Genomic DNA, 13722 nt, shown 5'->3' with positions numbered 1-13722 from the left:
GCTATGCTCCCTCATTAACGTTGCAGTAGTTTGCCCGATGGATGGTTAGAGCCATGCACCTGGTTGTGGCAGTTGAGGCAGCTTTGGCCGCCGTTGAAGGCATTAGGGCTGTTGGCAAATACCGGATTAGCGGCGTGACCGTCGCTGGCGTGGCACTGCTGGCAAAGCTGAGGGGGCTTGGCGATCAACATGGCCTCGTTGACCGTGCCGTGGGGATTATGACAGTTGGCGCAGTTGTCGGTGACCGGTGCATGCTCCCACAGCTTAGGCCCACGTTTCTCGGCATGGCAGGCGTAGCAGTTGTCGTTGATGCTCATCTGCTTCAGGCTGGCCTCGCCCAGACCGCCGTGGGGATTGTGACAGTCGCTACAAACCATCTGCTGCCACTTGAGTGGGTGGCTGCTGCGCTTGTGTAAGTCGGCCTTTTGTTGGGTATGACATGTAGTGCAGACGGCGACCTCCTGGCTCTTATCGCTAATGGGGTCATGCCCAGTGTGCACCTGATGGCAGTCGCTACAGGCAACATCGGCATTGTCGTGATGATTGCCGCTCCAGCCCATACGCTGGTCGTCGTTATGGCAGCTCATGCAGACGCTGTTTTGTTTCTCGGCTGGCACGGGTGAGTTGGCGCCGAAGGTGATCATAGGCTCCTTGCCGCCGCGATTATGTTTGCCCATGGGGCCGTGGCAGGCTTCGCACTGCAGGTCGGCCATGGGCGAGCCTTTTACCTGGGGATTGCCATGCACGCCGTCAAATAGCGCCATGACGGTTTGGTTCTTGCGATGGCACATGAGGCAGCTATCGGCGCCCTTGGGGGAGTATTGACCTTCGGCGAATTTGCTATCGAGGATCTTCTCCACCTCCTCGGCGGGCATCTCGTCCCAGGGGGTTGCCTGAGCGAGCAAACTAAAGAGAGGGTATAGCGCGAGTAGGGCCGTTAGCCTAAGGGCACGCAGCCAAGTCGATTCCTTTTTCATCATCATCCATCCAAGCACAGTGTGGCGTTTAGTTGTTATCTTTATGAATTACTAATTTACCAAAGCTAAATAATAGGCAAGATTTGTGACGAATGTGTAAATTTTGTGGCGATAAATAATGGGTAAAAATGAAGTATTTGAGCGAATTAGCACTTTATGTGAGCTAGATCACGTTGCACCCGTGAGTTGGGACGTAGAATTGCTCGCCAATGAAAATGGTTCTCATTTGATAATCTCGTTTACTGATTGAGATATCTGTCACATAATATAAAATACAATTGAAAATTATTATCGTTTCCAATCATAAATATTGATCTAGATAAAGTTATTGGAAGCCTTGCTCCGTTAGAATCTGGTGTAGTTCAGATTTATCGAGACCTGAAAAGGTAGAGTTGCAATATGAAATTAAGCGAATTAAAGCCTGGCGATAGCGCAGTGATCTCCGAGGTTGGCCAGATTAGCCTGCCTGCGGTGGTGAAACGCAAGCTTTTATCTATGGGGATCACCCCCAACACCTCTCTGACCCTGTTACGACGCGCCCCACTGGGCTCGGGATTAGAGTTAGCCATTCGTGGCAGTAAGTTATGCATGCGTAAGGACCTGGCTGAAGTAATTGAGGTGGAGCTGGCTCATGGCTAAACAATTTCATTGTGTGACCGTTGGTAACCCTAACGCGGGCAAGTCAACACTCTTTAATGCGCTAACCGGTGCCAACCAGCAGGTGGGTAACTGGTCTGGGGTGACGGTAGAGAAGAAGACAGGGGCCTTTACCCTTAACGATACCCAGGTGCTGCTGACGGATCTGCCTGGAATTTACGATCTGCTGCCCGCCGGTAGCAGCTGCGATTGCTCTCTCGACGAACAGATTGCCCAGCAATACCTGGCCGAGGCGCAGATGGATGGCATCATCAACCTGGTCGATGCCACCAACATAGAGCGTCACCTGTATCTGACGGTGCAGCTGCGTGAGCTTGGCATTCCTATGGTGGTAGTGATCAATAAGATTGACGCGGCCAAGGCCCATGGGATCGAGGTCGATGTCGACAAGATGAGTCAGCAGCTAGGCTGCCCAGTGATCGCCGTCTGCTCTCGCGATATGAATGATATCAAGCAGGTACAGGCCCAGGTGGTCGACCTGTTAGATGGTAAGGTTTCCGAGGCGCCTCTGGTGTTGGATTACGATGTTGAGATCGAGGCGGGTATTAAGGCGCTGTTTGAGCGTGATAGCCAGCTGAGTCGTGGCCGCGCCCTGGCGATGATGGGTAACGGTCTTGGCTGTGGCCAGTGTAAGAATGGTCAGATGCTGTCTGAGGTGTCCCAGTGCTCCGAGCGCTTAGCGGCCCAGGGTAAGGATATCGAGATCATGGTGGCCACCACACGTTTCGATTTCGTGCAGCAGGTTTTTAACCAATCGGTGAAAGACAGCGATCAGCTTACCCTGAGCGACCGTCTCGATAAGCTGGTGTTACATCCCATCGCAGGTGTCCCGGTATTCCTGTTCGTGATGTACCTGATGTTTATGTTCAGTATCAATGTCGGTAGCGCCTTTATCGACTTCTTCGACATCACGGCCGGCGCCCTGTTTGTCGATCATCTCGGCGCTCTGATGAGCAATATCGGTGCCCCAGCCTGGTTGGTGACCATAGTTGCTGGCGGTATGGGCCAGGGTATCCAAACCGTAGCCACCTTTATTCCAGTGATCGCCGCGCTCTTCCTAGCGCTTTCGGTGCTGGAAGGCTCAGGTTACATGGCACGCGCCGCCTTCGTGGTCGATGGCCTGATGCGTCGTATCGGTCTGCCGGGTAAGGCGTTTGTGCCTATGATCGTCGGTTTCGGCTGCTCGGTACCTGCCATCATGGCGACCCGTACCTTAGGCAGCGAGCGTGAACGTATCGTGACAGGAATGATGGCACCCTTCATGTCTTGTGGTGCGCGTCTGCCGGTTTATGCCCTGTTTGCGGCGGCCTTCTTCCCCGAGTCGGGTCAGAACCTGGTATTCCTGCTCTATATCATAGGCGTATTAGCCGCGGTAGGGACGGGCTTATTGTTACGTTCAACCTTGCTTCCCGGCAGCAGCAGCGCCGTGGTGATGGAACTACCTAACTACGAGAAGCCGAAGCTTAAGGCGGTGATGGCCAGAACCGGCAAGCGTACCAAGAGCTTTATTCTGGGCGCGGGTAAGACAATTGTTATCGTGGTAACCCTGCTTAACTTCATCAACGCCATAGGTGTCGATGGCAGCTTCGGCCACGAGGATAGCTCTGAGTCTGTGCTGAGTGTGGCGAGCCAGAAGGTTACCCCGCTCTTCTCGCCAATGGGCATAGAGCAGGATAATTGGCCAGCAACCGTGGGTATCATCACAGGTATCTTCGCCAAAGAAGCCGTAGTCGGCACTCTGAACAGCCTCTACTCGACCGCGAGCGGTGAAGATGAAGCCTTGGCGCCACTGTCTGAGAGCTTTAGCGAAGCCTTGGCGACCATCCCTGAGAACCTGTTTGGCATCGCGCCTGAAGATCCGCTGTCTATCTCTGTAGGTGACATTCAGACCATTGAGACGGCTTCGAGTGAGCTGGACGTAGATACCTCGACCTTCAGCGCGCTGCAGAGCGGTTTCAGCGGTGTGACGGCAGCCTTTGCCTACCTGCTGTTTATCCTGCTCTATACGCCGTGTGTGGCGGCCATGGGCGCTCTAGTGGGTGAGTTTGGCCCTCGCTGGGCAACCTTTGCAGCAACCTGGACCCTGGGTCTGGCCTATGGCACAGCGACCGTCTTCTATCAGGCGATGACCTTTGCGGCGCACCCGCTGCAGTCTGGCCTGTGGATCGCCTTCTTCCTGGTCGCGCTGGTGGTCTTCTACCTCTGGCTAAAGCGCAAGGGACAGCGTGCTCAGACTATTATTCCGGTGATCAATGTGGTGACCGAGTAGATTTAAGCCTGATGTAAAACAGCTTGTTAAACCGAGAAAAGCAGCGATAAGTCGCTGCTTTTCTGTTTTTGCGCTAAATCATGGTAGTTTTTGCGATTTGGCCGTTGTAACGAAGCGAAATCTGTAGGAATATGCAGGTTTTCTCCCATTAGTCTCGAGCGGCACCTGTGCGCCCGATGAAATAGAGTTCGCAAAGAGGATTTCCATGAGTCATGTGGACACCGAAGTACGTCCAAGTAACTTCATTCGTAACATCATAGATGAAGATTTAGAGAGCGGTAAGCACACCCGTGTGCACACTCGTTTTCCGCCCGAGCCAAACGGCTATCTTCATATCGGTCACGCAAAATCGATCTGTTTGAACTTCGGTTTGGCGCAGGACTACAAGGGGCTATGTAACTTACGTTTTGATGATACCAACCCTGAGAAAGAGGATATCGATTACGTTAACTCTATTCAGGCCGACGTACATTGGTTAGGTTTCCAATGGGATGGTGAGATCCGTTACTCGTCGAACTATTTCGATCAGCTGCACCAATACGCGGTAGAACTTATCAACAAGGGACTGGCTTATGTCTGTTTCCTCAATGGTGAGCAGACCCGTGAATACCGTGGCACCCTGAAAGAGCCGGGTAAGAACAGTCCCTATCGCGATACCTCTGTCGAAGAAAACCTTGAGCTGTTCGAGAAGATGCGCAAGGGCGAATTCAAAGAGGGCGAATGTGCACTCAGGGCCAAGATCGATATGGCGTCCCCCTTTATGTGTATGCGCGACCCTGTGATCTATCGTATCCGTTTCGCCCATCACCATCAGACAGGCGACAAGTGGTGCATCTACCCTATGTATGATTTCACCCACTGTATCTCTGATGCGCTGGAAGATATCACTCATTCGCTCTGTACGCTGGAGTTCCAGGACAACCGCCGTCTGTATGACTGGGTGCTGGATAACCTGGACGATTTCCAGGCGCCAAACCGTACCCGTCAATATGAGTTCTCTCGCCTGAACCTGGAATACACCCTAATGTCGAAGCGTAAGCTTAACGATCTTGTGGTGCGTGGTCTGGTTTCGGGATGGGACGACCCACGTATGCCAACCATCGCCGGTTTGCGTCGTCGTGGCTACACGCCAGCGGCGATTCGTGAATTCTGCCGTCGTATCGGTGTGACAAAGCAAGAGAACATGGTCGAAGTGAGCATGCTTGACGCCTGTATTCGCGAAGAGCTGAACGAGCACGCGCCTCGCGCCATGGCGGTGATCAACCCGGTTAAGGTGATCATCGAAAACTACCCAGAAGGCCAGGTAGAGAAGCTATCTGCACCGGCGCACCCGACTATCGAGTCTATGGGCGAGCGCGAGCTGGTATTCGGTCGCGAACTCTATATTGATGCCGATGATTTCCGTGAAGAGGCCAACAAGAAGTACAAGCGTCTTATCCAGGGCAAAGAGGTGCGTCTGCGTAACGCCTATGTGATCAAGGCCGAGCGCTGCGATAAGGATGAGGCGGGCAATGTGACCACCATCTATTGTACCTATGACGATCAGACCCTGGGTAAGAACCCAGCAGATGGCCGTAAGGTGAAAGGGGTGATCCACTGGGTTGAGGCAACAAGCGCATTGCCAGCCGAGTTCCGCCTGTATGACAGACTCTTCAATCAGCCAAATCCGGCGGCCGCCGAGACGGTTGATGAGGTGCTGAACACTGAGTCATTGGTGGTTAAGCATGGTTTGGTCGAGCCGGGTCTGGTTAATGCAGAGGCCGAGAAGGCCTATCAGTTCGAGCGCGAAGGTTACTTCTGCGCCGATAGCAAAGACTCATCGCCTGAGCATCTGGTGTTTAACCTGACGGTTGCCCTGCGAGACTCTTCTAACTAATACTGCTTGGTATTAAACTTGATATTAAAAAAAAGGCTTTAGGTGAACCCTAAAGCCTTTTTTGTATCTTGCGTCAGCTAAGTCGTCTATTGGTACATGGGGCCTAGGCCGAAGCTCCAAAGGATGACGCTCGAAGCCATCAGCGCGACCAATAGCACCAGGCCTGCGGTGACTACCGAACTGGCATAGATGAAGCCTTTCTCTTCCGGGATATTCATGATGATAGGTACCCCAGTGTAGAGCAGGTACACAGAGTAGGTGAGTCCTACCAGTCCAACGACCATCATGAACCAGAGCGCAGGATAGAGCGCCGCCAGGCCTACCATAAAGAGTGGCGTTGCGGTATATGCTGCCAGCTCGATCGCCTGTGTGTAGCTAGGCTGAGCATCGAAGGTTTTTGCCATCCAATAGGCCAGATAGGCCAGGGCGAAGACGCCGGCAATCAGGCCGAAATACATGCTGATGGACATCATCATGGCGCTTTGCTTGGTGAGGAAGAGGGGATCGGATACCCCTAGGTTCCAGCCGAACATGGTGGAGGCAAGATAGGTACAGATGGCCGGTATGAGGGCGATTAGCATGACATGGCTAAGACTGCTTCTCAGCGCTTCGTGGTTTTTCTCAATTGTGTGCCACTCTTCTTTCGGATGAGTGTATAACCCCATTAAGTGATTCAATATCATTATAATTATCCTTGTTCAGCTTTCATATTGTGCTCGCCAAACTTCAGACGAACCCGCATTGCCTGTTGGTCTGCTACCCAATAGACCTCAGGCTCCCAAACAGCCCTGTGAGGACTGACATAGTTTATTTATTGAACATAAACTTAGACTAGTCAAGCTAACTTTCATCTGTTAGGCGGATGGACCTGCCCAAGGCTGGCTTTTATAGGTAAAATAGTCGGCGTCTGTCCGTTTAACCCTCGAGTGTGTGATGCAAGCCCTATTAGCCCCGATAAAGCAATTCCTACAATGTGAAACCCCTGATGAGTGGATAGCGCTCGCCAGCCAGCCGGAGCAGCTTGCTGCGCTGCTTATCGATCACTGTAACTGTGAGCTGAAGGCGGCGCAGACGGCGATGTTTTTGATCCGTAAGTATGCGGTGGATAAGGCGAGTGGCGATCAGCTACTCCAGTGGGCCAGGCCCTATGAGGAGTTCGTCTATAACAAGTCGCGGGATATCGATGCCTTTCTGGCGCGGGATGTGAAAAAGAATGAGCTGGTGGGTGAGTTGACCGCGAAGGGTGGGGTCGATTACGGCCTGGATCTTATCGCCAAGATGGTACGCCTGATAAAAGAGGAGTTTCACCATTTTGAGCAGGTGCTGGAGATCATGCAGGCACGGGGCATACCCTATCAGAATCTCACCGCAGGCCGCTATGCCAAGGGGATGATGCGCGCGGTGCGCACCCATGAGCCGGCTACCCTGGTGGATAAGCTGATCGTAGGCGCCTTTATCGAGGCTCGCTCCTGTGAGCGTTTCGCCAAGCTAGCGCCTTATCTCGATGAGGGCCTGAGTAAGTTCTACGTGTCGCTGCTGCGCTCAGAGGCGCGTCACTATCAAGATTATCTGGTGCTGGCCCAGGCGATATCGCCTGAGAATATAGATGAACGTGTGGCCCACTTTGCCAAGCTGGAAGCGGAACTTATCAGCGCGCCAGACACTGAGTTTAAGTTTCACTCGGGAAGACCCGAGGCCTGTTGATACGGGAAAAGTTTAACAGACCTTAGTTAGGGCGCATTGTAGACTATCGGAGGATTAGGCTGTTTCGGCTGGCCTATGCCTCTGTTTCACCAAAGGGCAGGCTCTGCAGGTTCACTTCCTTGGGGCTGATCTTCAACACGCTGCCTTGCTCATACCAGTCGCCCACAACGATACGCTGAGCGTTATCGGCTAGGCGATGAATGTCTGGTCTGTGGGTATGACCATGGATCATGCGCTTAGCCCCAGTCTCAGCCATCAATTGCTCGACCGCACTCTGCTCCACATCCATGATGCTATAGCTTTTAAGCTGATTGCTCTGCTTACTCTTGCTGCGCAGCTTGTCGGCAATTGCTATGCGTTTCGACTTGGGCAGGTGGTTGTAGATAAACTTGGCCCAGGCCATATTTCTAAAGCGGCGGAATCTCTGATAAGCCTTATCCAGGGTGCACAGGCTATCGCCGTGGAGTAACACGCTGGGCTCACCATAGAGATCAATGCTATAAACCTCGGGCAGCAGCGTCATGCCTGAGCGCTTGGCGTACTCTTTACCCAGCAGGAAGTCGCGGTTGCCATGGATAAAATAGATGGGCGTATGGGTCGAGAATCGCTTTAAGCGCTCGGCAAGCTCCAGGGCAAAAGGCTCGGCGATATCATCGCCCACCCAGACTTCAAACAGATCACCCAGGATATAGAGGGCGTCGCAATGGCTGGCATCTTGGTCAAGAAATTGATGGAAGGCGTTTAGGATATCGGGGCGATCGGCACTGAGGTGCAGATCGCCCACAAACAGGGTGTAGTTCAACGAGTGTCGGCCCTGTGATTACGCTTCGACGGTTACGCTTTCGATGATCACGGCTTCTAGCGGTACGTCTTGATGCATGCCGCGGTTGCCGGTGGCAACGGCCTTGATCTGGTTAACCACATCCATGCCTTCGGTGACTTTACCGAATACACAGTAACCCCAGCCTTGTACCGACTCAGATTTGAAGTCGAGGAAGGTGTTGTCGTTGATGTTGATGAAGAACTGCGCGGTGGCCGAATGTGGATCTGAGGTGCGGGCCATAGCGATGGTGCCGACCAGGTTAGACAGACCATTGTTGGCTTCGTTTTCGATCGCTTCGTTGCAACGCTTTTGCGACATATCTTCGGTGAATCCGCCGCCCTGGATCATGAAACCATCGATAACGCGGTGAAAGATGGTGCCATCATAAAAGCCGTCTTTCGCATACTTGATGAAGTTAGCGACGGTTGCTGGGGCTTTTTCGGCATCGAGTTCGAGTTTAATAACACCGTGGTTGGTTTGCATTGTGATCATATGACTGTATCTCATCATGGTTACTTATTCAGATAGCGCCAGATTCTAGCCTATTAACCAAGGCGCATAAAGGGATGACGTGACTTTTCTCCCCCGGAACATGCTTAGCCGAGCGATAAACTCTCGCATTTTGCCCTATTCGACTAAGAGAATGTGCGTAGGCACAAAAAACGCTTTAGATTCACGCAATCACGCTGGAAGCGTCCGTTTGCAGGTGGTAGACTGAGCGGCCTATTTGTTGTCAATTATCTGTAGAGAATATCAATGTTGAAGCTATACAACAGTCTTACCCGCCAAAAAGAGGAATTTAAGCCAATACAGCCAGGTAAAGTCGGCATGTATGTCTGCGGGGTTACCATTTATGATTTGTGTCATATTGGTCACGGACGTACGTTTGTTGCTTTTGACATGATCGTCAGATACCTGAGATATATCGGCTATGATGTGAATTTCCACCGTAACATCACAGATGTCGACGATAAGATCATCAAGCGCGCCACCGAGAATGGCGAGAGCTGCGACGCCCTCACCGAGCGTCTGACCCAAGAGATGTATCACGACTTCGACGCGCTGAACATGAAACGTCCCGATTTTGAGCCTCGCGCGACTCAGCACATGCCTGAGATCATCGAGATGGTCGAGCGTCTGCTGGAGCGTGATCATGCCTATATCGCCGACAATGGCGATGTGCTCTTCAGCGTCGCGTCCTTCCCTGAATATGGTCGTCTGTCTGGTCAGAACCTGGATCAGCTGCAGGCTGGGGCCCGCGTAGAAGTGGACGAGAACAAGCGCGATCCTATGGATTTCGTGCTGTGGAAGATGTCTAAGCCGGGCGAGCCAACTTGGGATTCGCCATGGGGCCCTGGTCGTCCAGGCTGGCATATTGAATGTTCGGCGATGAACAGCAAGCATCTGGGTGAGCATTTCGACATTCATGGCGGCGGTTCAGATCTGCAGTTCCCTCACCATGAAAATGAGATCGCTCAGTCATGCTGCGCCCACGACACCCCGTATGTGAACTACTGGATGCATACCGGCATGGTGATGGTGGACAAGGAGAAGATGTCCAAGTCGCTCAATAACTTCTTCACCATTCGCGACGTGCTCGCACATTATGATGCCTCGACCGTGCGTTACTTCCTGCTGTCTGGTCACTACCGCAGTCAGCTGAACTACTCGGAAGATAACCTAAAACAGGCCAAGGCAGCGCTTGAGCGTCTCTACACCGCGTTGAAGGGACTGGATTTGAGCGTCGAGGCTGCGCCAGCAAACGAGTATGTGGCTAAGTTTAAAGAGGCTATGGACGATGACTTCAATACGCCTGAGGCCTACTCAGTGCTGTTTGACATGGCCCGTGAGATCAACCGTCTAAAAGTTGATGACCTAGCGGCGGCTTCTGCCCTGGGCGTTAGTATGAAGCAGTTGGGTGACGTGCTGGGGATCTTAGAGCAGGATGTCGATGGCTTCTTCAAAGGCGAGGGCAGCGACGATGAGGTGGCGCAGATCGAAGCCTTGATCGCTGAGCGTAACCGTGCCCGCGCCGAGAAGGATTGGGCCGCGGCCGATGTGGCCCGTGATGGCCTTAATGCCCTTGGGGTGATCTTGGAAGATGGCCCAGAAGGAACGACCTGGCGTAAGAAGTAAGGCGTTATGATGTTTTCCGTCACTTAATAAAGTGACACGCGTAAAAAAGCCTGCAATATGCAGGCTTTTTTGTATCTGTCGCTAGCTAATCAAGTCAGACGACTAATACTTGTCGACATTTAGCCGTCGACGTTAGTCGTGATAGCTTAGTCGAGAGAACTAGTCGTGATAGCTTTAGTCGTGATAGTTTTCCGCGGCGTACAGGGTGTTTTCCAGTAGGCTGGCGATGGTCATAGGACCGACACCGCCCGGTACTGGCGTGATATGGCTGGCGTGCTCGGCGGCCACATCATATTGCACATCACCAACGAGCTGACCGCTCTCTAAGCGGTTGATGCCCACGTCGATAACGATGGCGCCCGGTTTAATCCACTCGCCAGGAATAAAGTTCGGCTTACCCACGGCGACGATCAGTAGGTCGGCGCGGCGCACCTTGTCTTCAAGGTCACGGGTGAAGCGGTGGCAGGTAGTCGTGGTGCAGCCGGCTAATAACAGCTCTAGCGTCATCGGGCGGCCGACGATATTAGAGGCGCCAACGACCACAGCATCCAGACCATAGGTATCTACGCCGGTGGACTTGATAAGTGTCATGATCCCCATTGGCGTGCAAGAACGCAGTACTGGAATGCGCTGAGCCAGACGACCCACATTATAAGGATGGAAACCGTCGACATCTTTATCCGGGCGAATACGCTCGATCACCTTTGACTCTTCAATATGATCCGGTAGCGGCAGTTGAACCAAGATACCGTCGATGCTCGGGTCTTCGTTGCACTTGTCGATCAGGGCCAGCAGATCGGCTTCCGAGGTTTCGGTCGGCAGGTCAAAAGATTGTGATAGGAAGCCAACCTCTTCACAGGCACGGCGCTTACTGCCGACATAGACCTGAGAGGCGGGATCGGCTCCCACTAAGATAACGGCTAATCCCGGTACACGTTTTCCGGCCTCTTTGCGGGCGGTTACTTTGGCACTCAGTTGTTTTCGAATGGATTGAGCAATCGCTTTGCCATCGATTATTTGTGCTGTCATGGGGGGTGGATTTCCTTAATATGGCGCGATAATAAAAAATCGGCGACATTTTAACAGGGGGGGCGGAAACTGTCATTGACTTAGCTCGATAACAGTCAGTTCTAATATATGAATAATGTCGGCGAGGGCCACGATATGTCTAGCTACTCTAAATAAGGCTATTTAGGGGGATGAAATTGATTAATTGCTTGGATATTTGCGCGAATTGCTTAATAAAGTTGCGGATAGCTGCTTAAATAGTCAGGCGCGTCGGCATTGCAAAAAAATCGTTGACGCTAACCATATGAGGGGATAATATGCGCTCCGTTCTCGACGACACCCAGAGTATCGTCAGGAATCAAGATTCTCGGTGATTAGCGCAGTCCGGTAGCGCATCTGGTTTGGGACCAGAGGGTCAGAGGTTCGAATCCTCTATCACCGACCAAATTTTAAAATAACGTGGAGACGTTATTTGCCCTGTTAGGATATGAACCAAGTTCATAACGACGCGCCCGTAGCTCAGTTGGATAGAGCATCCGCCTTCTAAGCGGATGGCCGCAGGTTCGAATCCTGCCGGGCGTACCAAATCAGTGGTGATTGTAGCTCAGTTGGTAGAGCCCCGGATTGTGATTCCGGTTGTCGTGGGTTCAAGTCCCATCAGTCACCCCACTTCTTTCGAAGAAAATAAAAAAAGCGACCTTTGGTCGCTTTTTTTACGTCCGTAATTAGGGCTTTGAGGCTCGACTATGCCGAAAACCGTGGCTATAATGTCGCGTCTTGATAAATTTCAACTATGTGCGACGACTGCCAAACCCAGTTACCAAGGCATTTTAGTCGTTTTTTTAGATCAAGAAACGAATACCTTAATAGTTGATGATTCGGCTATTACAAAAGACGTTTGACATATTTCGAGGTAAAACAATGCAAGTTTCTGTAGAAACAACACAAGGTTTAGAGCGCCGCCTAACTATCTCTGTTCCTGCTGAGCAGATTGAAAAAGCCGTTTCTGATAGTTTGAAAAATGAAGCTAAGCGTGCACGTATTCCTGGTTTCCGTCCAGGCAAGGTACCTGTAAGCGTGATCAACAAGCGTTATGGTAAAGCGATTCGTCAAGAGATCACTGGCGAAGTGATGCAACGTAACTTTATCGAAGCCATCATCGCAGAAAAATTGAACCCAGCCGGTGCACCAACTTTCGTTCCTGGTGAAACCGACGCTGAAAACTTCCAGTTTGTTGCTACCTTCGAAATCTACCCAGAAGTAGAACTAAAAGGCCTAGATGCGATTGAAGTTGAGCAACCAACTGCCGAAGTTACCGATGCAGACGTTGATGCAATGATCGAAACGCTGCGCAAGCAACACGCTACGTTCGAAGCGGTTGAGCGTGAAGCTGCCGAAGGCGACAAGGCGAAGATCGACTTCGTTGGTTCTATCGACGGTGAAGAGTTCGAAGGCGGCAAGGCTGAAGATTTCGAACTTCAACTAGGCAGCGGCCGTATGATCCCAGGTTTCGAGTCTGGTGTTGAAGGTCACAAAGCCGGTGAAGCATTCGATATCGACGTGACTTTCCCAGAAGACTACCACGCAGAAAACCTGAAGGGTAAAGTAGCCAAGTTCGCTATTACTCTGAAAGAAGTACAAGCGGCTAACCTGCCAGAAGTGAACGACGAGTTCGCTAAGCTGTTCGGCGTTGCCGATGGCGGCCTGGAAGCGCTGAAAGTTGAGATCCGTAAGAACATGAGCCGTGAGCTTGAGCAAGCGCTTAAAGCTAACGTCAAAGATCAGGTCCTAAACGGTCTGCTTGAGCAAAACGAAATCGACCTGCCTAAGGCACTAATCGATGGCGAAGTTAACGTTCTGCGTCAACAAGCTATGCAGCGTTTCGGCAACCAAGCCGCTAACATGCCTGAGCTACCAGCTGACCTGTTCACCGAGCAAGCCGAGCGCCGCGTAAAAGTGGGTCTGCTACTTGGCGAAGTGATCAAGACTAACGAGCTGAAAGCTGACGACGAGCGTGTTCAAGCGCTGATCGCTTCTATGGCTTCTGCCTACGAAGATCCACAGGAAGTTATTGAATATTACAATAACAACCAAGAGATGATGCAGAACATGCGTAACGTTGCGCTAGAAGAGCAAGCTGTTGAAGCACTGCTGAAAACTGCCAAGGTTACCGAGAAAGCAGTTCAATTCGAAGAATTTATGAACAAGGCTACCGGTCGCGCGTAACCTATGCTTGACTTAAATGGCTGTTAGCCATTTATAATGGCTCGTA

11 protein-coding genes and 3 tRNA genes are annotated in these 13722 nt (G+C 51.8%); 9 read left to right on the top strand and 5 right to left on the bottom strand.

All coding sequences use genetic code 11. The annotated features are described in order from the left end of the window. Positions 1-14: 14 nt before the first annotated feature. Entirely contained in the window at positions 15-983 is a 969-nt protein-coding gene (locus tag K0H80_RS12870; protein ID WP_220071829.1) for a DmsE family decaheme c-type cytochrome, read from the bottom strand. 393 nt (positions 984-1376) lie between these two features. On the opposite strand from K0H80_RS12870, the gene K0H80_RS12865 reads away from it, so the two are divergent. From K0H80_RS12865 to glnS, 3 genes are all read left to right on the top strand, one after another. Beyond that, positions 1377-1616: a FeoA family protein gene (locus K0H80_RS12865; protein WP_011866315.1), complete on the top strand. Its 240-nt coding sequence runs from the start codon at positions 1377-1379 to the stop codon at positions 1614-1616. Then, the gene (feoB, locus tag K0H80_RS12860) at positions 1609-3903 is read left to right on the top strand and encodes a Fe(2+) transporter permease subunit FeoB (protein ID WP_220071828.1); all 2295 of its coding nucleotides are present in this window, start codon (positions 1609-1611) and stop codon (positions 3901-3903) included. Before K0H80_RS12865 ends, feoB begins: the two co-directional genes overlap by 8 nt. Before the next feature lie 205 nt (positions 3904-4108). After that, positions 4109-5779, top strand: coding sequence for a glutamine--tRNA ligase (glnS, locus tag K0H80_RS12855; RefSeq protein WP_220071827.1), 1671 nt, complete (start codon positions 4109-4111; stop codon positions 5777-5779). 86 nt (positions 5780-5865) lie between these two features. On the opposite strand, the gene K0H80_RS12850 is transcribed toward glnS, so the two are convergent. Further along, the gene (locus K0H80_RS12850; RefSeq protein ID WP_220071826.1) at positions 5866-6462 is read right to left on the bottom strand and encodes a Yip1 family protein; all 597 of its coding nucleotides are present in this window, start codon (positions 6460-6462) and stop codon (positions 5866-5868) included. Positions 6463-6712: 250 nt separating this feature from the next. On the opposite strand from K0H80_RS12850, the gene miaE reads away from it, so the two are divergent. After that, entirely contained in the window at positions 6713-7483 is a 771-nt protein-coding gene (gene miaE, locus K0H80_RS12845) for a tRNA isopentenyl-2-thiomethyl-A-37 hydroxylase MiaE (RefSeq protein WP_220071825.1), read from the top strand. A 73-nt stretch (positions 7484-7556) separates the two neighbouring features. Here miaE and K0H80_RS12840 read toward each other — a convergent pair whose 3' ends face one another. Both K0H80_RS12840 and K0H80_RS12835 read right to left on the bottom strand, forming a co-directional pair. Then, positions 7557-8285 carry a UDP-2,3-diacylglucosamine diphosphatase gene (locus tag K0H80_RS12840; protein ID WP_220071824.1) on the bottom strand — a complete coding sequence of 243 codons (729 nt, stop codon included), beginning with the start codon at positions 8283-8285 and terminating at the stop codon, positions 7557-7559. 18 nt (positions 8286-8303) lie between these two features. Next, complete coding sequence (locus K0H80_RS12835) at positions 8304-8798, bottom strand: peptidylprolyl isomerase (RefSeq protein ID WP_220042855.1); 495 nt, start codon at positions 8796-8798, stop codon at positions 8304-8306. Between the two features lie 264 nt (positions 8799-9062). Between K0H80_RS12835 and cysS the strand changes: the two genes are divergently transcribed. Further along, the gene (gene cysS / locus K0H80_RS12830; protein WP_220071823.1) at positions 9063-10442 is read left to right on the top strand and encodes a cysteine--tRNA ligase; all 1380 of its coding nucleotides are present in this window, start codon (positions 9063-9065) and stop codon (positions 10440-10442) included. Positions 10443-10616: 174 nt separating this feature from the next. On the opposite strand, the gene folD is transcribed toward cysS, so the two are convergent. Further along, positions 10617-11471, bottom strand: a complete 855-nt coding sequence (gene folD / locus K0H80_RS12825; protein WP_011866307.1) for a bifunctional methylenetetrahydrofolate dehydrogenase/methenyltetrahydrofolate cyclohydrolase FolD — start codon at positions 11469-11471, stop codon at positions 10617-10619. Positions 11472-11818: 347 nt separating this feature from the next. Between folD and K0H80_RS12820 the strand changes: the two genes are divergently transcribed. From K0H80_RS12820 to tig, 4 genes are all read left to right on the top strand, one after another. Continuing rightward, positions 11819-11895: transfer RNA gene (locus K0H80_RS12820), tRNA-Pro, on the top strand. Between the two features lie 63 nt (positions 11896-11958). Then, positions 11959-12035, top strand: a tRNA-Arg gene (locus K0H80_RS12815). A gap of 8 nt (positions 12036-12043) precedes the next feature. After that, positions 12044-12119, top strand: a tRNA-His gene (locus K0H80_RS12810). Between the two features lie 252 nt (positions 12120-12371). Beyond that, positions 12372-13676, top strand: a complete 1305-nt coding sequence (tig, locus tag K0H80_RS12805; protein ID WP_220042853.1) for a trigger factor — start codon at positions 12372-12374, stop codon at positions 13674-13676. Positions 13677-13722 lie beyond the last annotated feature (46 nt).

The sequence above is a fragment of the Shewanella aegiceratis genome (assembly GCF_019457495.1).
Lineage (GTDB): Bacteria > Pseudomonadota > Gammaproteobacteria > Enterobacterales > Shewanellaceae > Shewanella > Shewanella loihica.
This window is presented reverse-complemented; position numbering and strand designations above follow the sequence as displayed.